The sequence below is a fragment of the Tenacibaculum pelagium genome (genome assembly GCF_014062345.1).
Taxonomy (GTDB): Bacteria; Bacteroidota; Bacteroidia; order Flavobacteriales; family Flavobacteriaceae; genus Polaribacter; species Polaribacter pelagius.
Genome location: NZ_JACGLS010000002.1, coordinates 383,134 through 405,738, shown reverse-complemented (window position 1 = coordinate 405,738; position 22,605 = coordinate 383,134). Strand labels below are relative to the sequence as shown.

20 protein-coding genes are annotated in these 22,605 nt (G+C 31.7%); all 20 read left to right on the top strand.

What is annotated here, in order from left to right:
* Positions 1-1,503 (top strand): T9SS type A sorting domain-containing protein (locus H3Z83_RS06990; RefSeq protein ID WP_182124766.1); only part of this gene is annotated, 1,503 nt, incomplete at its 5' end.
* A 168-nt stretch (positions 1,504-1,671) separates the two neighbouring features.
* Positions 1,672-2,517: an MBL fold metallo-hydrolase gene (locus H3Z83_RS06985; protein ID WP_182124765.1), complete on the top strand. Its 846-nt coding sequence runs from the start codon at positions 1,672-1,674 to the stop codon at positions 2,515-2,517.
* Positions 2,518-2,526: 9 nt separating this feature from the next.
* Positions 2,527-4,170, top strand: a complete 1,644-nt coding sequence (locus tag H3Z83_RS06980) for a S8 family serine peptidase (protein WP_182124764.1) — start codon at positions 2,527-2,529, stop codon at positions 4,168-4,170.
* A gap of 72 nt (positions 4,171-4,242) precedes the next feature.
* Complete coding sequence (locus H3Z83_RS06975) at positions 4,243-6,090, top strand: M1 family metallopeptidase (RefSeq protein ID WP_182124763.1); 1,848 nt, start codon at positions 4,243-4,245, stop codon at positions 6,088-6,090.
* Positions 6,091-6,164: 74 nt separating this feature from the next.
* Positions 6,165-7,202, top strand: coding sequence for a helix-turn-helix domain-containing protein (locus tag H3Z83_RS06970; RefSeq protein WP_182124762.1), 1,038 nt, complete (start codon positions 6,165-6,167; stop codon positions 7,200-7,202).
* Positions 7,203-7,303: 101 nt separating this feature from the next.
* Positions 7,304-8,179, top strand: a complete 876-nt coding sequence (locus H3Z83_RS06965; RefSeq protein WP_182124761.1) for a hypothetical protein — start codon at positions 7,304-7,306, stop codon at positions 8,177-8,179.
* 203 nt (positions 8,180-8,382) lie between these two features.
* Positions 8,383-8,991 carry an alpha/beta hydrolase gene (locus H3Z83_RS06960; protein ID WP_182124760.1) on the top strand — a complete coding sequence of 203 codons (609 nt, stop codon included), beginning with the start codon at positions 8,383-8,385 and terminating at the stop codon, positions 8,989-8,991.
* Between the two features lie 114 nt (positions 8,992-9,105).
* The gene (locus H3Z83_RS06955) at positions 9,106-10,794 is read left to right on the top strand and encodes a glutamine--tRNA ligase/YqeY domain fusion protein (protein WP_182124759.1); all 1,689 of its coding nucleotides are present in this window, start codon (positions 9,106-9,108) and stop codon (positions 10,792-10,794) included.
* Positions 10,795-11,023: 229 nt separating this feature from the next.
* On the top strand, positions 11,024-12,472 hold the full coding sequence (gene ricT / locus H3Z83_RS06950) for a regulatory iron-sulfur-containing complex subunit RicT (protein WP_182124758.1): 1,449 nt from the start codon (positions 11,024-11,026) through the stop codon (positions 12,470-12,472).
* The gene (locus tag H3Z83_RS06945; RefSeq protein WP_182124757.1) at positions 12,462-12,950 is read left to right on the top strand and encodes a gliding motility lipoprotein GldH; all 489 of its coding nucleotides are present in this window, start codon (positions 12,462-12,464) and stop codon (positions 12,948-12,950) included. The genes ricT and H3Z83_RS06945 overlap by 11 nt, the downstream gene beginning before the upstream one ends.
* A 1-nt stretch (position 12,951) precedes the next feature.
* Positions 12,952-15,249, top strand: coding sequence for a transglycosylase domain-containing protein (locus H3Z83_RS06940; protein ID WP_182124756.1), 2,298 nt, complete (start codon positions 12,952-12,954; stop codon positions 15,247-15,249).
* Positions 15,250-15,278: 29 nt separating this feature from the next.
* Positions 15,279-15,980, top strand: coding sequence for a CoA transferase subunit A (locus H3Z83_RS06935; protein ID WP_182124755.1), 702 nt, complete (start codon positions 15,279-15,281; stop codon positions 15,978-15,980).
* A gap of 3 nt (positions 15,981-15,983) precedes the next feature.
* The gene (locus H3Z83_RS06930) at positions 15,984-16,640 is read left to right on the top strand and encodes a CoA transferase subunit B (RefSeq protein WP_182124754.1); all 657 of its coding nucleotides are present in this window, start codon (positions 15,984-15,986) and stop codon (positions 16,638-16,640) included.
* 1 nt (position 16,641) lies between these two features.
* Positions 16,642-16,869, top strand: coding sequence for a hypothetical protein (locus H3Z83_RS06925; RefSeq protein WP_182124753.1), 228 nt, complete (start codon positions 16,642-16,644; stop codon positions 16,867-16,869).
* Positions 16,870-17,100, top strand: coding sequence for a hypothetical protein (locus H3Z83_RS06920; RefSeq protein ID WP_182124752.1), 231 nt, complete (start codon positions 16,870-16,872; stop codon positions 17,098-17,100).
* Entirely contained in the window at positions 17,100-17,861 is a 762-nt protein-coding gene (locus tag H3Z83_RS06915) for an exodeoxyribonuclease III (protein ID WP_182124751.1), read from the top strand. Before H3Z83_RS06920 ends, H3Z83_RS06915 begins: the two co-directional genes overlap by 1 nt.
* A 7-nt stretch (positions 17,862-17,868) precedes the next feature.
* Positions 17,869-19,395, top strand: a complete 1,527-nt coding sequence (locus tag H3Z83_RS06910) for a lytic transglycosylase domain-containing protein (RefSeq protein WP_182124750.1) — start codon at positions 17,869-17,871, stop codon at positions 19,393-19,395.
* Between the two features lie 29 nt (positions 19,396-19,424).
* Complete coding sequence (locus H3Z83_RS06905) at positions 19,425-20,417, top strand: DUF4837 family protein (protein ID WP_182124749.1); 993 nt, start codon at positions 19,425-19,427, stop codon at positions 20,415-20,417.
* Positions 20,418-20,510: 93 nt separating this feature from the next.
* Positions 20,511-21,011, top strand: coding sequence for a DUF1761 domain-containing protein (locus H3Z83_RS06900; protein ID WP_182124748.1), 501 nt, complete (start codon positions 20,511-20,513; stop codon positions 21,009-21,011).
* A gap of 114 nt (positions 21,012-21,125) precedes the next feature.
* A complete protein-coding gene (locus tag H3Z83_RS06895) occupies positions 21,126-22,592 on the top strand; it encodes a DUF5687 family protein (RefSeq protein WP_182124747.1) in 1,467 nt (488 codons plus the stop codon).
* Positions 22,593-22,605 lie beyond the last annotated feature (13 nt).

The following is a 22,605-nucleotide window of genomic DNA, read 5'->3' as shown; positions in this document are numbered from 1 at the left end:
TTAAGTTTTGTATATGAAGTAGAACAGCCAGATGAATTAGAGGTTTCTATAGAAGAGAAATCAATCATAAGTTGTCAAGGTTCTAATGATGGAGTTTTACAAGCTAAACCTATAGGAGGAGTGTTACCTTATAAATATGAATGGTATAAAGAAGGCAGTACAGTATTATTAGGAGATGAATCTGAATTAGCCTCTTTAGAAAATGGGGTTTATTATGTTAAGATAATTGACGCTAATAATAATAAAGTATCAAGTAGTAGGTATACATTAACAGAACCAGAATTATTAGAGTTGTTTTTAGAATCAGATTATGTTTTATGCGGAACAGGAAATGATTGGACAATAGAGAGTATAGTAAAAGGAGGTACAGCACCATATACATATTTATGGAGTACAGGTACGAATACAGTGTCATTACAAGGGGTAAAAGCAGGAAGCTATATGTTAACCGTTGTAGATGCTAATGGATGTAAAGTAACATCAGAAAAAATATTAACTCCTCCATCTCCAATAATAATAAATGATGTAGATATTACAAATCCAACTTGTTATCAAGGGAATGATGGAAAAATTAAAATCCTAGTTGAAGGAGGAACTCCTACATATGAGTATATATGGAGTAATGGTTTAAAAGGATCTTCAATAGGAGGGATATCAGCTGGAGAGTATGAAGTATTAATTAGAGATAGTAAAGGGTGTACATATTCAAAATCTTTCGAAATAAAGAACCCAGAAGAGCTAAAGCTAGATTTAGGAGAAGATGTAACCTTATGTAAAGATCAATCATATATATTAGACGCTACCTTAGAAAAAGGAGTTAAATATGAATGGACATCCTCAAATGGTTTTAGTAGTACTAATTCAGAGGTAGAAATAACTGACGAGGGTATTTATAAAGTTATTGTAACTACAGGTTTAGGGTGTATAGTAACGGATGAAATTGAAATAAAACAATCTGATGCTGAAGTTTCAGCAAATTACTTAGTGTCATCACAAGTATACACTAATGAAAGTTTTGTTTTAGTAAATGTTAGTGACCCTAAGCCAGAAGAAGTAACGTGGATATTTCCTGAAAAAGCTAAGGTAATTATAGAGAATAATAATTATGCAGAAATTTTAATAGAAGAAGAAGGAGAATATGAAGTAACTTTAATATCTAAAGTTGGAGATTGTGAAGAATACATAACTAAAAGGGTGTTGGTATTAGAAAAAACAATTGAAGAAGAGGAAGAAGAAAATTTAAGTAATAATCAAGTGTTGAGTTCTATATTGTTGTACCCTAACCCTTCTTCAGGGGAGTTTAACCTAGATATAGAGTTGAAAAACATCAATACTATAAATGTAAAAATTTATAGATTAAATAGCACAATGGTATTGCAAAAAGAATACTCTGGAAAAGATATTTATGAATTAGATTATAATTTAAGTTTAGTTTCAGGGGTCTATTTTGCGTTAATTGAAACAAAAGAAGAAAGAATAATTAAAAAAATAGTCATAAGGTAAGTTATTTTATACTGTACTACAGTGTTATGATTTGGTTTTGAGAGAGTTAGTTTTGTTTGAGGTAGTTCGAATCCGCTCGACACCTCTAAAAAAGCGAATCAATTAATTGATTCGCTTTTTTATTTTCCTTAACAAAAAGTTTCGTTAAAATTCTGCATCTTTGTAGTTATGCGAATTTATCCGATAGAAACAGGTAATTTTAAGTTAGATGGTGGCGCTATGTTTGGCGTGGTTCCGAAGTCTCTTTGGGAGAGAACAAATCCAGCTGACGATAAGAATATGATATCAATGAGCATGCGTTGTATGCTTATTGAAGATGGAGATCGACTTACGCTTGTTGATACAGGTATTGGAAACAAACAATCAGATAAGTTTTTTGGATATTACTATTTGTTTGGAGATTTTTCTTTAGATGCCTCTTTAGCGAAACATGGTTTCCATCGAGATGATATTACGGATGTATTTTTAACACATTTACATTTTGATCATTGCGGAGGTTCTATTCAATGGAATAAAGATAGAACAGGTTATGAACCAGCATTTAAAAATGCTCGTTTTTGGAGTAATCAACGTCACTGGGATTGGGCCATAAACCCAAATGCTCGTGAAAAAGCATCCTTTTTACAAGAAAATATTTTACCTATTCAAGAAAGCGGACAACTTAATTTTTTGCATTTAAACGCTAAAGATTATGTTGGTTTCGATGTGATTTTTAAAGACGGGCATACCGAAAAACAAATGTTACCTAAAATTCAATATCAGGATAAAACCATTGTTTTTATGGCAGATTTATTGCCAACTGCAGGTCATATACCTTTGCCTTACGTAATGGGTTATGATACCCGACCGTTACTAACTTTAAAAGAAAAAGAAGCTTTCTTAAGCGAGGCTGCTGATAAAGAATTTTATTTGTTTTTAGAGCATGATGCTGATAACGAATTAATTACTGTGAAGCATACAGAAAAAGGAGTGCGATTAAAAGAGAGTTATAAATTTACAGATATATTTAATTAAAAGAGAGATATGAGAGTTTTAAAGCCAATATTTTATTCTGCAATAGCAGTGGCGACTTTAGCTAGTTGTAGTTCAATTAGCACAAAACCTGTGCCTACAGGTTCTAATACCGTAATTAACATTCCAGCTAAGAAAGCAAAATTAACAGATGCTGAAAAGGATAACTGGCAACATTTAGATTTAGCTACTGATTCTATTCCTGGAATGAGTGTTCATAAAGCATACGAATTTTTAAAAGGTAAAAAGAGCACTCCAATTGTAGTAGGGGTTGTAGATTCTGGTACCGATTTAAAGCACGAAGATTTAGTTGATGTTGCTTGGGTGAATACAAAAGAAATTGCTGGTAACGGAATTGATGATGATAAGAATGGTTACGTTGATGATATTAACGGATGGAATTTTTTAGGAGATTCTTATAAAGAACATTTAGAGTACGAGCGTATTTTAATGAATCCTTCAATAGCTGATGCTGGAACTTTAGCAGAAGTAAAAGCTTATCAAACTAAAAAAGTTGATGAAGCTAAAGGAACAAAAAAAAGATATGAGGACTATTTAAAAATGGTTGCTTCTGCTACTGAGGCTTTAACAAAGTATTTTGGAAAAGCAGAATTTACCCAAAAAGAAATTGATGCTATTAATACAGATGATAAAAATTTAAAAGAAGCAATTGAAGGAGGAGCTGCTTTTGCAAAAAGAAACGGACATACATTATTTAGTATAAAAAAAGCATTAGAAAGTGGTGTAAAAAAAGCTGAAGCAACTATTGCTGGAGAAAATTTAAAAACAGATTACCGTACAGTTGTAGGTGACAATGCCTATGATATTAATGATAAACCAGGTTCTGGTAATGGTAATACAGGGCATTCTGTAAAGGATGAGGCACATGGTTCTCATGTTTCTGGTATTATTGGTGCTACTCGTAACAATGGTAAAGGAATGAACGGAGTTGCTAATAATGTAAAAATGATGGCAGTTCGTTCTGTATCTGATGGAGATGAGTACGATAAAGACGTAGCTTTAGGTATCCGTTATGCTGTTGATAATGGGGCTAAAGTTATTAATACTAGTTTTGGTAAAGGATTTTCACCAAATAAAGAATGGGTTTATGACGCAATTAAATATGCAGCTTCTAAAGATGTGTTAATTGTAAATGCAGCAGGAAATGATGGTAAGAATATTGATGTAGAGAAAACATTCCCTAACGATGCGCCAGATTTAGTAAATGAGATTGCTGACAACTTTTTAACAATTGGAGCAATGAGTGCTAATTATAATGAAGAATTACCAGCAACTTTCTCAAACTATGGTAAGAAGAATGTAGATGTTTTTGCTCCTGGAGTTCAAATTCATTCAACTTTTCCTGATAATGCATATCAAAAAATTAGCGGAACTTCTATGGCTTCTCCAGCTGCAGCAGGGGTAGCGGCATTAGTTCGTTCTTATTACCCAAAATTATCTGCAGTTCAAGTAAAACATATTTTAATGAACTCTGGTACTAAGATTGATTTAGAAGTAAATAAACCTGGTACGGGAAGTAGATACGGTAAGCCAGTAGAAAAAGTACCTTTTGCTGATTTATCTGTTTCAGGTCGTGTTGTAAATGCATATAATGCAGTTAGAATGGCAGACAGAATGGTAAATGGAAGAAAATAATATCCGAATAGAAAAATAAAAAAGAGCATTATCACAATGCTCTTTTTTTGATTTAAATAAAATCTAATAAAAATGAAAAAAATAATATTAGGGCTTTCAGTATTATTTGCAGTTTCTTGTGCATCTACAGGAGCAACGAATAGTAGTGTAGGAAATAAAGAAGCTAGTAAATCAACGACAAGTAGTTATTGGCAACAACACGCAGATTATACAATGGATATTGATATGAATGTGAAAACATATCAATATAAAGGAACGCAAAAGTTAGTATATACTAACAATTCTCCAGATGAATTAAATAAGGTGTTTTATCATTTATATTTTAACGCGTTTCAACCAGGTTCTCAAATGGATGTTCGCTCTCGAAATATTAAAGATCCTGATAAAAGAGTTGGTGATAGAATAAGTAAATTATCTCCTTCTGAAATAGGATATATTAAAGTAAACTCTTTAAAACAAGATGGATCGGTTGTAAAACACGAAACCGTAGGCACCATTTTAGAGGTAACTTTAAATAAAGCAATCAAACCAGGAGAGAGTGTAACTTTCGATATGATTTTTGATGCACAAGTACCAAAACAAATTCGTCGTTCAGGTAGAGATAGTAAAGAAGGAGTTGTTTTGTCAATGACACAATGGTATCCTAAAATGGCTGAATATGACTTTGAAGGATGGCACACGCCACCATATTTAGGACGTGAGTTTCATGGTGTCTGGGGAGATTTTGATGTAACATTACACATTGATAAACATTATGTTGTGGGAGGAACTGGTTATGTTCAAAACCCACAAGAAGTAGGTCATGGATATGAGAATAAAAATGAAGGATTAAACTTACCTTCTGGCGATAAATTAACTTGGAAATTTAAAGCACCTAATGTACACGATTTTACTTGGGCTGCAGACCCTGAATATATCCATGATACTTATAAAATGGATAATGGAATCGATTTACACTTCTTATACAAGAACACTTTAAGTGATTTTTATAAGGAGAATTGGAAAAAATTACAGGCTAAAACCGCTGAATTAATGGATTACTTTAGCGAAAATATTGGTCAGTATCCATACAAGCAATATTCAGTTATCCAAGGAGGTGATGGCGGTATGGAGTATGCAATGTGTACTTTAATTACAGGAAAGCGTAAGTGGGGAAGTTTATTTGGAGTTACTGCGCATGAGTTGGCACATACCTGGTTTCAGTTTTTGTTAGCAACGAACGAAAGTAAACACCCATGGATGGATGAAGGTTTTACAACTTACATATCTAACAAAGCAGAAAATAAAATTTTAGAACAAGGAAAAGAAAATCCTCATACAGGTTCTTATAGATATTACAATTATGTTGTTAGTAATAATGCTGAAGAACCTCTTTCTACACATGCAGATAGGTATCATACAAATATGGCTTATGGTATGGGAAGTTATTCAAAAGGAAATATCTTTTTAACGCAGTTAGAATATATTATTGGAGAAGAGAATGTTGCTAAAACATTAAAAAAATACTTTAATGATTTTGCGTTTAAACACCCAACACCAAATGACATTAAGCGTACTGCTGAAAAAGTTTCTGGGTTACAATTAGATTGGTTTTTAAACGAATGGACGCAAACTACACATACTATTGATTATGGTGTTGAATCTGTTGAAGGAAAAACAATTACATTAGAAAGATTAGGGAAAATGCCAATGCCTATTGATGTTGAAGTAACCTATACTGATGGTTCAAAAGAAATGTTTAATATTCCTTTACGTATGATGCGTGGAGAAAAACCAACAGGTGCTACAATACTAAAAGATTGGACGTTCGCTCATCCTACTTATTCTTTTACAACCAATAAAGATGTAAAATCTGTAGAGATTGATCCGTCAAAATTAATGGCAGATATTAATTTAGAAAACAATACAGTTACTAAATAAGAGTAATTTTATATTTTAAAAAAGCAAGTCGACAGACTTGCTTTTTTTGTTTAAATGATTTGTATTTTTAAGCAATGAAAGAAGTAGTAATTGAGCTTAGTGTATTATCGGTTTTAGATATCTTGTCAATAGCAACTGCATTTATGTTGGGATTACTTTTTTTAACAACAAAATCAAAAAATAATAAAGCAAATATCTTTCTAGGGCTATTTTTATGGTCTTTAGTAACCGAAGTTTCACAGTCTTTTATTGATGGGCAAGAAATAGATAATGTCAATACTTTTACGACAGCTAGTTTAACACTCCCTTTATTATTTCTGTATATAATTAAAACACTTAATTATAAATTTAAATTCATTTATCTAGTACTTTTAATTCCTTTTATTTGGGATGTTTTAGGTTTTTCATCTGAAATAATTGGTTATGTATTTAGTTTTTTAATATTAATATATGCACTTGATATATTAAAAAAACATAAAGTAAAATTAGGAGATTTTTATTCTGATGTAGAAAATAAAACGTTTTCTTGGGTGAAAACAATCATATACATATTCTTGTTTTTCAATGTTTTTTGGGTAATTGAAGACTTAGTTGGTATACAAAACGAAAGTTTGATAGAGTATTTTGCAATAACTTCTAATGTGCTCACTTTTTTTATGATTTATTGGATAGGCTATAATGGTTTTTCTCAACCAGAAATGTTTACTTCTCCACTATCTTTATTTAATAAAAAAGAAGCGATTTCAGTAAAGAGTGTAGAAGAAACCAAAAATCAATTTTTAGAAATAACTCATACAGTTCAACAGCAAAAACTGTTTTCAAAGACAGATTTGAATTTACGTTCACTATCAACAGAATTGTGTATTAAAGAAAAAGAGCTCTCTAAATTAATAAACCAACATACTAAAAATAACTTTTATCACTTTATTAATCAATTTAGAATAGAAGAGTTTAAAAAACTATTAGAATCTCCTAAATCAAAACAGTTATCTCTTTTAGGACTTGCTGAAGAAGCTGGTTTTTCTTCAAAATCAACATTTTATACTGCTTTTAAAAATGCTGAAGGTATTACCCCAAAACAATACCAAAACCAATTAAAAAAGTCCGAATAACCGCAATCGGACTTCTATATATTCATTATTTATACCATTGGCTGCACTTTTGTAGTTATTAATTCAACTTTAAAAATAGTCGAATTTAAAATCATAAAATTATGAAGAAATTAATGAGTTTAGGAATTATACTAATAGCTGTAATTACAATAAGTTGTTTATCGTGTTCTAAAAATGATGATTTATTATCTGGAGGTGAAACAACAATTAATCCTGGAAATGACCCAAACTTTACCATTATAAAAAATACAGATGCTGGTTTAACTAGTTTTAACAGAAAAGTAGTTGTTTTTGGGATCGATATTTATGCAGTATCTGGAGTAGAGGATGCAAAATTATTACATGCTGCTAATGTTATGGCACAGTATTTAGATAATAACGAAGATGGTATAGTAGACAATCAGGCAGTAATGGATAAAATGCTAGAAAACAAGGCGTTTTTAGTAATGTGGGCTAAAGAAAGTGATTTAAACGGTATGAATCCTCCAGCTGGAAGATTAGGTCAAGATTTGGGTAATGCAGAAACTAACCCTACCTATGTTTCAAGTGGATTTACTGGACGATTTGATGCTTCACTAGAAGAAGTGTTACATATTATTAATAACGCTGGTCATTCCTATGCATACCCACAAGCTTTTGGGCAAAATGAAAACTCTGAATTAGCAAAAGCTATGGATATTGCTCGAGGCGGAAAGTTTTTAACCATTCCAAGTTCCTATCCAGCTGATGCTTGGTACACTTATAATGATTCAACTTGTGATTATAATTCATGTCAAACTATCGAGTATATGTATTGGGCATTAACTTCTATGTTTGGAGCACAAGCAACAAGTACTCGTTTAAATGAGATTCAACAAGAATGGAAATTAAATACGAGAACCAAAGTAGAGCAAACTGACAAAGCAGTTTTTGCCTTGCTAACAAACCCAACTTATAAAATGCCAACTGTTTTACCAGACGGAACTTATAGAAGATAAATTATGTAATAAGTAGGGTATAATTAAAGCTAATGGTTTTAATTATATAACAAGTTTTTAAATCACATTTCATCACTGAAGAAGAAATTGGGAATGTAATTTATAATATTGTGTTTAAAGCACATACTTCAGTAATTTCCATAAAAAGGCAATTACAAAGTATGTGCTTTTTTATTTTATAAATTTAAATAAAACAATAGAAGATGAAAACAGGAAAAACAGTAGTAATTCTAATAATGTTGGTAACTATACTTTCTAGTTGTAGTAGTAATGATTCAGTTATAAAAGAGGCACAAGCCACTTTTGGGATTTTTAAAGTTTCAGATGATCAAAAATCCATAGAAATGAATGGAACTATTAACAGTTCATCATTAGTTAATTACAATAAATTATATACTAAATACCCAAAAATAAAAACAATAAACATTAAAAATTGTGATGGATCATCTGATGACGAAATAAATCTAAAACTATCTAAAAGAGTTCATGATCTAAACATTGATATCCATTTATTAGATAATGCAGAAATTGCTTCTGGAGGGGTTGATTTTTTCTTAGCAGGAATTAAAAGAACAAGAGGTTCAAATACTAAAATTGGTGTACATTCTTGGGCAGGAGATAATACTATCGCTACAGATTTTCCAGTAGGACACGCAAATCATTTACCATATATAAACTATTATAAATCTATTGGTTTTTCAGATGTTGATGCAAAAGCTTTTTATTATTTTACAATTAATGCAGCACCAGCTAATAGTATACATTGGATGACAGAAGAAGAAATCATAAAATATAAAATGTTAAAACTATAAAAAAAGCAATTGTAGTATTTTCTAAAAACACTTTTTCTATAATAAAAAGGGTTTTTTTATATAGAAATCAGCTCAACAATTTTGTGTAGTTTTGCATTTCAAATGCAACAGAAAATGTCAGAAGAAAAAAAATCATTGAATTTTTTAGAACAAATTATAGAAGAAGATTTGGCGAATGGAATGCCTAAAGAAAATTTACGTTTTCGTTTTCCGCCAGAGCCAAACGGATACTTACATATAGGTCACACAAAAGCTATCGGAATTAGCTTCGGTTTAGGAGAAAGGTATAATGCTCCAGTAAACTTGCGTTTCGACGACACAAACCCAGCTAAAGAAGAACAAGAGTATGTAGATGCTATTAAGAAAGATGTTTCTTGGTTGGGATATCAATGGGATCAAGAACTGTATTCTTCTGATTATTTTCAACAGTTATACGATTGGGCGGTTCAATTAATTAAAGACGGAAAAGCATATGTAGACTCACAATCTTCTGAAGAAATGCGTGAGCAAAAAGGAACGCCAACAGAAGCAGGAACAAACAGTCCATTTAGAGATAGATCTGTTGAAGAAAATCTAGATTTATTCAACAGAATGAAGGAAGGTGAATTTGAAGAAGGAACCTATGTTTTACGTGCAAAAATAGATATGGCTTCTCCGAATATGTTAATGCGCGATCCATTAATGTATCGTATTTTAAAGAAAGCACACCACCGCACAGGAAACGATTGGGTAATTTATCCGATGTATGATTGGACCCATGGTGAGAGTGATTATTTAGAGCAAATTTCACATTCTCTATGTTCATTAGAATTTAAACCTCACCGTGAATTATATAACTGGTTTAGAGACAATGTATACGAATATAGTAAGTCAGAGTATCCAAATCCGCCAAAACAACGTGAGTTCTCACGTTTAAACTTAAGCTATACTATTATGAGTAAGCGTAAGTTGTTGAAATTGGTTGAAGAAGGGATTGTAAACGGATGGGATGATCCTCGTATGCCAACAATTTCAGGATTAAGAAGACGTGGTTATACACCAGCTTCTATCCGTAATTTTATCGAAACTGTTGGAGTTTCTAAGCGTGAAAATGTAATCGATGTTGCTTTATTAGAGTTTAAAATTCGTGAAGATTTAAATAAAACAGCAAATAGAGTTATGGGAGTTTTAGATCCTGTAAAGGTGGTAATAACAAATTATCCAGAAGATAAAGAGGAAATTTTAATTGCGGAGAACAACCCAGAAGATGAAAATTCTGGTACAAGAATGGTTCCTTTTTCAAGAGAAATTTATATCGAAAAAGAAGATTTTAGAGAAGAAGCAAACAAGAAATTCTTTAGATTAAAATTAGGAAAAGAAGTTCGTTTAAAGAACGCCTATTTTATTACTGCAAATAGCTGTACAAAAGACGAAAATGGAAATATAACTGAAATTCAATGTACATACGACCCGTTAACAAAATCGGGTAGTGGTACAGAAGAAAGTAAGCGTAAGGTGAAAGGAACATTACATTGGGTTTCTGTAAAACATGCAGTTAAGGCTGAGGTTAGAGCTTATGATAGATTGTTCTTAGATGAAGCTCCAGATGCTCATAAAGACAAAGATTTTATGGAATTTGTAAACCCAGATTCTTTAGAGAAAATAGAAGCTTTTGTTGAACCAAGTTTACAAACTGCAAAAATTGGAGATCGTTTTCAGTTTCAACGTTTAGGATATTTTAATGTTGATGATGATTCTACTCCAGAGAATTTAGTGTTCAATAAAATTGTAGGATTACGAGATAATTGGGCTAAAAAGAAGTAGTTTAATTATTAAAAATTTAACTTAATAACCCTTTGTTTAGCTAAAACAAAGGGTTGTTTTTTTAAGAGAAAAATCAATTTTCAATTTTCAATAGAATATGTATCTTTACTGATTAAGAGAAGTTGAGGTGAATTGAGTTTTATCTAGCTGAAAATCAATAACAAAAAAGTGTTTTTTGATACTGTGAATTCGTCAGATTTAAAAAACATTTTTAAAAATATACTATTTTATGAGTTGTAGCAGTTGCTCAACTGGCAAAAACGGTGTACCTAATGGTTGTAAAAGCAATGGAAATTGCGCAACAGGTACCTGCGGAAGTGGAAATAAACTTGCCGTTTTTGATTGGTTATCGAATATGACTTTACCTTCAGGTGAAGCTCCATTTAATATTTTTGAAGTTCGATTTAAAAACGGACGTAAACATTTTTATAAAAATCCTGAAAACATTACCATTACTATGGGTGATGTTGTGGCTGTAGAAGGTTCATCAGGTCACGATATTGGTATTGTTTCTTTAGCAGGCGAACTTGTAAAAGTTCAAATGAAAAAGCGAAAAGTTACTGCCGATAGTGAAGATGTAAAAAAAATCTACAGAAAAGCATCTCAAAAAGATATCGATGTTTGGCACACAGCTCGAGATCGTGAGCAGGAAACCCAACGAAAAGGAAGAGAAATCATTAGTCGATTAGGCTTAAAAATGAAACTTTCTGATGTCGAATATCAAGGAGATGGAACCAAAGCCACTTTTTATTATACTGCAGATGAACGTGTAGATTTTCGTCAGTTAATTAGAGATTTAGCAGGTGCTTTTTCTATTCGTGTAGAAATGCGTCAAGTAGGTATGCGTCAAGAAGCCGCTCGTTTAGGAGGAGTTGGTTCTTGTGGTAGAGAATTGTGCTGTTCTACTTGGTTAACAGATTTTAGAAAAGTAAACACTGCTGCGGCACGTTACCAACAATTGTCTTTAAATCCGTTAAAATTAGCAGGACAATGCGGGAAGTTAAAATGCTGTTTAAACTTTGAATTAGACACGTATTTAGATGCTTTAAAAAGCTTTCCGAAGCAAGATAAAATACTTAAAACTGAAAAAGGAGATGCTGTTTTTGTAAAAATGGACATCTTTAAAAAGCTAGTTTGGTATACCTACAAAAACGAAAGTTTTAAGTGGTTTAAATTGTCATTAGACCAAGTTCATGAAATTATTGAGTTGAATAAAAATAATGAACTTGCTTTACCGTTAGATGAGTATGAATCTGAAATTACAGAAGAACCTGTAGTTGATTTCGAAAATGTAGTTGGTCAAGATAGTTTAACACGTTTCGATACACCTAAAAAGCCTCGAAGAAATAATAGAAGAAAATCGAGAAAACCAGCTAATAGAAAACCAGAAAACAAATCTACTGATGCTAAGACGGAAAAGAAACCGCAAAGAAAGCCTCAGAGAAAACCTGTAAAGGCTGAAGGAGATACTAAAACGGACAAAAAGAGAGTTGATAATAGAAAACCTCGTCCCAAAAAGAATCCTAGAAGTAATAATCCTAAAGTTGAAAGGAATTCGGATAATAAACCAAATCAAGAAAAAGGTAAAAAACCGAATAATCAAAGACGAAGAAATAATAATCAGAAAAAGAGAAACCCTAACGGAAATAAAAACACGGAGCCAAAAAATGAAAAGTAATATTGTATTTGTACTTTTTGCTGTTGTATTTATAATCACTTCTTGTGATTCTAAAAGAACTTATGACGAGTATATTTCTCTACCAAATAGTTCATGGAGCAAAGAAAATACAGTGGAGTTTTCGTTTCCAGTAAAGGACTCTATAAACAAGAAAAACCTTTTTATTAATCTTAGAAATAATAAAGATTACCAGTACAGTAATTTGTTTTTAATTACTGAGATGGATTTTCCAGATGGACAAGTTATAGTTGATACTTTAGAGTATGATATGGCTGATGTTAATGGGAAATTTTTAGGAAAAGGGTTTTCAGATATTAAAGAAAATAAACTTTTTTATAAAGAAAATATAACATTTCCAACTACAGGAGAGTATACTTTTAAAGTGCGTCAAGCCATGAGAAAAAATGGCAATACTAAAGGAATTGAAGAGCTTGAAGGCATTACTCATGTTGGGTTTAGAATTGAAAAAATTGAATAGTATGGCAGAAAAGAAAGTTGCTAGTTTTAGCAAATATATTAAATGGTTTTGGGGCATTGTTTTAGGAGGATTCCTTTTTGTATGCTTATTATTTCTATTAGCTTCTTGGGGGGTATTTGGTGCACTACCTTCTTTCGAAGAATTAGAAAATCCTAAAAGTGATTTAGCAACAGAAGTTATTTCTTCTGATGGAAAAACACTAGGGAAATATTATATTGAAGCTAATAGAACACCAATACAATATAAAGATTTATCTCAAGATTTAGTAAAAGCTTTAGTAGCAACAGAAGATGAACGTTTTTATGAGCATTCAGGGATTGATTTTAGAGGAACTGCAAGAGCTGTGGCTAAATTAGGAGCTGGAGGAGGTGCAAGTACTATAACTCAACAACTAGCAAAAAATTTATTTACAAAAAAAGCATCAGGAAATAAATTTTTAAGAATATTACAAAAAGCGAAAGAGTGGATTGTTGCTATTAAATTAGAGCGTCAATATACCAAACAAGAAATTATGACCATGTACTTAAATACACAAGGTTTTTTATTCAAAGCAACAGGTATACGTTCAGCAGCACGCATTTATTTTGGTAAAGAGCCTAAAGAATTAGATTTACAAGAGTCGGCGATTTTAGTAGCAATGCTAAAAAATCCTCGTCAGTATAATCCGTATAGAAAAATTTCTAGAAAAAAATCTTTGCAACGTAGAAATGTAGTATTCGCTCAAATGGCAAAAAACGGATTGCTAACCCAAAAAGAAAAAGATTCGTTACAAAATTTACCACTAAAAATAAATTTCACTCCAGAGAGTCATAGTGATGGATTGGCAACTTATTTTAGAGAAAATATAAAACAACGTTTGAAAAAATGGGCAAAAAATAATTTAAAGCCTAATGGAAAACCATATGATATTTATAAAGACGGATTAAAAGTATATGTAACCATAGATTCTCGTATGCAAAAATATGCTGAAGAAGCGAGTAGAGAGCATATGGCAAACTTACAATCGTACTTTTCAAAAGAACAAAAGAAAAATAGAACAGCACCTTTTTACGATATAGAAAAATCAGACATTTCTAGAATAATGAAAAGAGCAAAAAGAAGCTCTAACCGTTATAAACGATTAAAAGCAGCTGGTAAATCTGAAAAAGAGATAGAAGAATCTTTTAATACTGATACAGATATGCGTGTGTTTTCTTGGAAAGGGGAGATCGATACAGTAATGACGCCTTACGATTCTATTCGTTATTATAAGCACTTTTTACGTTCAGGTTTAGTTTCTATCGAACCTCAAACGGGGCATATTAAAGCTTGGGTTGGTGGTATTAATCACAAGTACTTTAAGTACGATGCAGTTGAGCAACAAAAGCGTCAAGTAGGTTCTACATTTAAACCTTTTGTTTATGCAACAGCGATTAATCAGTTAAAAATGTCACCATGCGATCAATTACCTAATATTTTATATACAATTCCTAAAGAAAAATACGGAATGCCAGATGATTGGACGCCGAAAAATACAAGTCCAGATTATGGAAACATGGTAACTTTAAAAGAAGGATTAGCAGGCTCTTTAAATACAATTTCTGCGCAATTAATAGATAAAGTAGCACCTATAAACGTAGCTCGTTTAGCAGAATCATCAGGAATTAAAACAAAGATAGAAGCAAATCCATCTATAGCGCTTGGAGCAGTAGATTTATCTTTAATTGAGATGGTAAGTGCATATTCAACGTTTGCAAATAAAGGATTACGAGTAAGCCCGATGATGATTACGCGTATTGAAGATAAAAACGGAACTGTTTTAGAAGAATTTGTACCAGAAACAAAAGAGGTGTTAAGTGAAGAATCTTCATATGTTATTCTTGATTTAATGAAAGGAGTAACTACATCAGGTTCTGGTGTACGTTTACGTTCACCTTATAAAAGACCAGGTTATATTACCGGACATCCATATAATTTTACCAATCCAATTGCTGGAAAAACAGGAACAACTCAAAATCAATCTGATGGGTGGTTTATGGGAATCGTACCTAATTTAGCTACTGGTGTTTGGACAGGAGGAGAAGATAGAGCAACACATTTTGCTGGAATTGGAAAGGGGCAAGGAGCAGCAATGTCATTACCTACTTGGGCACTGTTTATGAATAAATGTTATGCTGATAAAACTTTAAATATCAGTAAAGAAGATTTTGAAAAACCTGCTAATTTATCAATCCAAATTAATTGTGATGAGGTGAAAAAAGCTGAAGATGAAATTGAAGGTGATGAAAAGAAGGAAGAGGAAAATGACACCGATTTTTAATCTTATTTAGATAAAACAAACAACTAAACATGATAAATAAAAAAGTAAATAACGTACAAGAAGCGGTAGCTGGCGTAAAAGACTCTATGACTTTTATGTTAGGAGGTTTCGGATTGTGCGGAATACCAGAAAATGCGATAGCAGAACTGGTACGATTAAATGTTAGAAATGTAACTTGTATTTCAAATAATGCAGGAGTAGATGATTTTGGATTAGGATTATTATTACAGAATGGTCAAATAAAAAAAATGATTTCTTCTTATGTAGGAGAAAACGATGAATTTGAACGTCAGATGTTATCAGGAGAGTTAGAGGTTGAGTTAACTCCACAAGGAACATTAGCTGAAAAATGTAGAGCTGCACAAGCAGGTTTTCCTGCGTTTTATACACCAGCTGGTTACGGAACTGAAGTAGCAGAAGGAAAAGAAACTCGTGAGTTTGACGGAAAAATGTATGTTTTAGAACCAGCTTTTAAAGCAGATTATGCTTTTGTAAAAGCGTGGAAAGGAGATACTGCAGGGAACTTAATATTTAAAGGAACTGCACGTAATTTTAATCCAAACATGTGTGGAGCAGCAACAATTACAGTTGCTGAAGTTGAAGAATTAGTTCCTGCTGGAGAGTTAGATCCAAATCAAATTCATATTCCAGGAATTTTTGTACAACGTATTTTTCAAGGAGAAAAGTATGAGAAAAGAATTGAGCAACGAACTGTAACTCCTAAATCGTAAATCATGGCATTAAGTAAACAACAAATAGCGCAAAGAATTGCAAACGAGTTGCAAGATAAATGGTACGTTAATTTAGGAATTGGAATACCTACTCTAGTTGCGAATTATATTCCAGAAGGTATTGAAGTTGAGTTTCAATCTGAAAACGGATTGCTAGGAATGGGACCTTTTCCTGTTGAAGGAACTGAAGATGCTGATTTAATTAATGCAGGAAAACAAACTGTTACTGTTTTAGATGGCGGATCTATTTTCGATTCTGCTACTAGTTTCTCTATGATTCGCGGTAAGCATGTGCAATTAACCGTTTTAGGAGCAATGGAAGTGGCACAAAACGGAGATATTGCCAACTGGAAAATTCCAGGAAAAATGGTGAAAGGAATGGGAGGAGCTATGGATTTAGTAGCGTCTGCAGATAATATTATCGTAGCTATGATGCACACTAATAAACGCGGTGAGTCTAAAATTTTAAAACAATGTTCTTTACCATTAACAGGCGTTGGTTGTGTTACAAAAATCGTAACTAATTTAGCTGTCTTAGAAGTAAAAGATAATGCTTTTCATTTATTAGAAAGAGCTCCAGGAGTTTCTGTTGAAGAAATTCAAGCAGCTACTGAAGGAACTTTAGTTGTAAATGGAGAAATTCCTGAAATGAATTTTTAACATGAAGTTTTTAGCAAAAAATAGTTTTATTATAACTTTAGTAGTTGTATTTATTGGTAGTGCAATTTTAGATAAGGTTTTCAATATTGATAATTTTCTTATCAGGCTTATAATATTAATGCCTTTTGCGATGCTTCTTTCGCCAAAAAAGAAGAAAATTCAAACTGAAGAGGGTGAAAAAATTCAAGTAAAGTGGCTTTTTAAGAAAGAGCCTATTATTTTAGATTAAATGGAAAACTTTTTAAAAAGATTTCATAGAGGAATATATCCAATATTAATAATACTTTTCATATTACTTTTAGATAAAGTGTTTTTAGTAGAAAGATCTTGGATACAAACTGCTGTTGCTATAGCGGTAGCTTATGTTTTGTCACCAAGAAAAAAGATAGTTCAAACACAAACTGGAGAAAGAAAACAACTAACCTGGATTTTTCTTAAAAAACCAATATTTTTAGATTAATGAAAATAATTTCATACAACGTAAATGGTATTCGTGCCGCTTTAAAAAAAGGATTTATCGATTGGTTGCAAGCAGCAAATCCAGATGTAATTTGTATTCAAGAAACCAAAGCGCATAAAGAACAGTTAGACCTAACTGAGTTCGAAAATGCAGGTTATCCATATCATTATTGGTTTTCTGCGGAGAAGAAAGGGTATTCGTCAGTAGCAATTTTTTGTAAAGAAAAACCAAACCATATAGAATACGGAACAGGAATAGAATCAATGGATTTTGAAGGTAGAAATCTTCGTGTAGATTTTGATGCCATTTCGGTGATGAGCATGTATTTACCTTCAGGAACTAATGCAGCAAGATTAGATTATAAATTCAATTATATGGATGAAATCTTGGAGTATGCGACTGAGTTAAGAAAAACGATTCCGAATTTGGTTATTTGTGGAGATTACAATATTTGTCATGAGGCGATTGATATCCATAATCCAAAAATGAAAGGAGTTTCTGGTTTTTTACCGGAAGAGCGTGAATGGCTAGGGAAGTTTATTGATAGTGGATTTATAGATAGTTTCCGTTTTTTAAATCCTGAGAGACAAGAATATTCTTGGTGGAGTTATCGTGCAAATTCTCGCGCGAATAACAAAGGTTGGCGTTTAGATTATGCGATGGTTACCGAACCGTTAAAAGAAAAGATTTCAAGAGCTTATATATTACCAGAAGCAAAACATTCAGACCATTGTCCGATTGTTGTTGAATTAGACGTATAAATAAAACATGAGAAGCCTACTAGTACTACTTTTTTTAACTACATCAATTTTTGCACAACAACCAGTTGATACTTTGTTAGTCAAGAATAAAGCATTGAACCAGGTAATTGATTCAACTTTTGTAGCTAAAGATTCAATTAAAATAAATGATGTAGAAGAATTATTTTCTGATACTGATTTGAAAATGATTGATAGTTTATTGGTAGAAGAAAAATTTAACTCATCATTATTTGATAGTATTCAATATGTAATTAACGATAAAGATATTATCGGTAATACAACCTCAATTTTAACTACTGATTTACTTAAAAAAAGATTGAGTGATTTAGATGTTAAAACACCATTTCATTTAGCCTACAATCCATCTCTAGAAAAAGTAATTAATAGTTATTTAAAGTATCGTAAAAAATATTACCCAGCCTTAATGGCAAAGGCTAAATATTACTTTCCGATGTTTGAGCAGTATTTAGATCAGTTTGATGTTCCATTAGAAATGAAATATCTAGCGATTGTAGAATCTGCTTTACGCCCCGATGCTCGATCAAGAGTTGGCGCAACAGGTTTGTGGCAATTTATGTACGGTACCGGAGTTCAGTTTGATTTAAAAGTGAATTCATATGTTGATGAAAGACAAGACCCTGTAAAAGCTACAGTTTCCGCTTGTAAATATTTAAGTCAGTTATACAAAATTTTTGGAGATTGGGATTTGGCTTTAGCGGCTTATAACTCAGGTCCAGGTAATGTCTCTAAAGCAATAAAGCGATCAGGAGGCTATAAAAATTATTGGAATATTCGTCCGTTTTTACCTCGTGAAACCGCTGGGTATGTTCCAGCATTTTATGCAACGATGTATATTTTTGAATATGCTGAAGAACATAATATTTATCCGGATGCTCCAAAAATATTTCATTTCGAAACGGATACTATTCGTGTAAAAAGAACTATCAGTTTCGATCAGATATCTGAAAAAACAAAAATAAATAGAGAGTTATTATCTTTTTTAAATCCGGCTTACAAACTAGATATTATACCTTATGTTAAAAACAAGAACTATGCAGTTCGATTACCACGAAAAAGTGTGGTAGATTTTTTAGATAAGGAAAAAGAGATATATGCCCTTGCAAATGAAGATGAAGCTAAAAGAGAAAAGCCATTACCTAAATATTTCGAAATGGATAAGCGCATCCGTTATAAAGTGCGTAGTGGAGATTATTTAGGAAAGATAGCAAATAAGTTTGGTGTTCGAGTTAGCGATATAAAACGCTGGAATAGGCTACGAAATCATCGTTTAAAAATAGGGCAGCGTTTAAGTATTTATCCGAAGAAATTAGCAATTCCAAAAAAGACAGTTCAGAAAAAATATGAGCAGCCAAAAGGAAAGCATGAAGTGTATGTGGTTAAAAACGGTGATTCATTATGGACGATTTCTAAAAAGTATCCATCAGTTTCTGTAGAGCAATTAAAAAAATGGAACAATATTTGGAGCATCAAAAGCTTAAAACCAGGAATGAAACTCAAAATATTTAAGAGCTAACATTAACTTACTACTAAAAAACAAAAACTATGAAAAAAGCTGTAGCAATATTCATTTTAGCATTACTAGTAATCTCATGTAAAAACGGAGATGGAAAAAGTGGATATATTTTACCAACATCTAACGGAAAAACCAATAAAGTATTGGTAGTTGTTAAAGGAATTGATTGGCAAGGTGCATTGGGAGATGAAATTAGAACGGTATTTGGAGAGCATCAAGTCGGATTACCACAGCCAGAAACATTATTGTCTGTCGGACAAATAGATCCTTCAGGGTTTAGCGGGTTTATGAGAAATAATAAAGCCATTTTAGTTCTTCAACAAGGACAAAAAGAAGGTCTTTCCGTTGAGAAAAATAAATATGCAGAGCCTCAAATTATAGTATATGGTACTGCTAAAAATAAAGAGGGTTTAATTAACCTAGTAAAAAATAGAGGAAAAGAGATTATCAAAATTTTTAAAGATGAAGATATTAAGTTTACTCAAAGAATCTTTAAAAAAGAGCGTATAGACGAAACGAAGTTTAAAACAGCTCAAGATTTAGAAATAACAATAGATATTCCGAAAAGATATAGATTAGTTGAAGATACAGGTGAGTTTTTATGGCTGCGTCAACACTTAAAAAGCGGTATAGCTCGTGGGGATGGAACTAATAATGTTTTAATTTACAGCGTGCCATTAGAAGATGAAAGTAATGTGGCTGATAATATTGTTGCTGTTAGAGATACTATTGGTAAAAAACACATACCAGGAAGTAAAGAAGGGATGTATATGATTACCGAGCAAGCATTTACTCCTTTTACTTTTGATGCCGAAATTGATGGTAAAAAAGCATATGAAACTCGCGGTAAATGGGAAGTGAAAAACGATTTTATGGCAGGTCCGTTTATTAATTATACAGTGGTTGATAAGAAGAATAATCGTTTAATTGTTTTTGAAGGATTCACATATGCGCCATCGGTAAATAAAAGAGACTTTTTGTTTGAATTAGAGGCAATTGCAAAATCAATGAAAATAAAATAAGCTTATTTTTATATAAATACTCATAAAGCATCAAATATTTATTTGATGCTTTTTTTGTTATATTTGAGTACATTAACTATAAACTTAAACATAATGGAAACAAATTATTTAGCGATTTTAGGAGCAGCTTTTATACCTATGATTATGGGATTTCTTTGGTATGGTCCAATGTTATTTCAAAAAGCATGGATGAAAGAAATGAATTTTACACAAAAGGATGTTGAAGGCGGCAACATGCTATTAATTTTCGGACTTAGTTTTGTGTTTAGTTTATTAATTGCATTTTTTATGCAGTTTTTAGTAATTCATCAATTTGGAATTTTTCAAACCTTGGCAGGAGAACCTGAATTTATGGAGAAATCTGGAGGAGCTTATGCTTATTTCGTAGAGTTTATGAGTAATTTTGGAGATCGTTTTAGAACTTTTCAGCACGGTGCTTTACATGGTATTTTAACTGGGTTGTTTTTTGTGTTACCAATTATAGGAACTAAATCGTTATTTGAAAGAAGAAGTTTCAAGTACGTAGCTATTAATGTAGGATATTGGACTATAACACTAGCATTAATGGGTGGAGTTATTTGTCAATGGGCTTAAAAACGATAGAATAATAAAATTAGGAAAAGCATCAATTTTTAAATTGATGCTTTTTTTATGTAACAAATTATTAAATAAAGACACTTATAAAGCAATCAATTAATAATTAACCAAATGATTACACACTTTTTAAAATTAGAATGGAAACAATATTTCCGTTCTTCTTATTGGCAAAAAGGAATCGCTTTAAAAATAATAATGGGCTTTTTTGTTCTTTATCTTATTGCAGTTTTTTTAGGTATTGGAATTGGAGGATATTTTATTTTGAAAAAAACATTTCCAGAGCAAGATCCGCTACAAATTGTAAACTCAATGTTGATTTTTGCTATTCTTGGTGATTTAATTTTTCGCTATTTGATGCAAAAATTACCTGTAATGAATATTAAACCGCTATTAATACTACCAATTAAAAAAGATAAGCTAGTTCATTATGTATTAGGAAAATCGGCTTTTTCAGGATTTAATTTCTTGTCATTGTTTTTTTACATTCCGTTTGCAATTGTTCTAATAAGCCAAGGTTATAATGTAGCTGGAGTTTTAGGTTGGTTGTTTGCAATGGTTTTTATCATTCAAGCGGTTAACTTTTTAAATTTTTTAATCAACAAGGACAATCGGGTTTTCGCTTTTATTGCAACGTTGTTAGTGAGTTTAATAGCACTTCAGAAGTTTACTAGTTTTGATGCATCAATTTATAGTCAACAGGTATTCGATGGAATTGTTGCTAATCCAATTTTAGGCTTAGTTCCTTTTGCAACGGCTATTGTTTTGTACTATGTAAATTATAAACAATTAAGAGATAGAGTATATTTAGATGATGTAGTTGCAGTAAAAGTAGAAGAAGCAAATACAGCAGATTTATCTTGGACAGAAAGACTAGGAGATGTAGCTCCATTTATTAAGAACGATATCCGATTAATTTGGAGAAATAAAAGAACAAAAACCGTTTTCTTAATGTCGTTTTTATTTCTTTTTTATGGTTTAGTATTTTTTACGCAAGAAACGTATCAAAAAATGCCAGCAATGTTAATGTTTGCTTCGTTATTTGTAACAGGAGGATTTGCATTAAACTATGGTCAGTTTATACCTGCTTGGGATAGCGCACATTATAAAATGTTAATGAGTCAGAGTTTTAGGTATCGTAAGTTTTTAGAATCTAAATGGTTTTTAATGGTAGCGATGACTTCTGTCTTATATTTTATGAGTATTCCATATTTGTACTTCGGAACTAAAATTTTTTTGATGATCACTTGTGGAGCTATTTTTAATATTGGATTTAACTCATTATTTCTACTTTATGCTGGGTCTTTTAATAGAAAAAGAATCGACTTAACTAAAGGAGGATTTGGTAACACACAAGGTACTAGTGCTACCCAGTTTTTAATTATAATACCGTTAATGTTATTTCCTATGGCAATATATTGGGTGTTCGATAAATTTATAGGTTATAATTCTGGGTTTATTGCAGTTGCACTAGTTGGAGTTATCGGAATGGTTTTTAAAAACTATTTCATGAATTTAATCGAAAAGAAATATATTAAAGACAAATATGCTATGATTAATGCTTTTGGTAAAGAAGCATAAACAACACAAACTT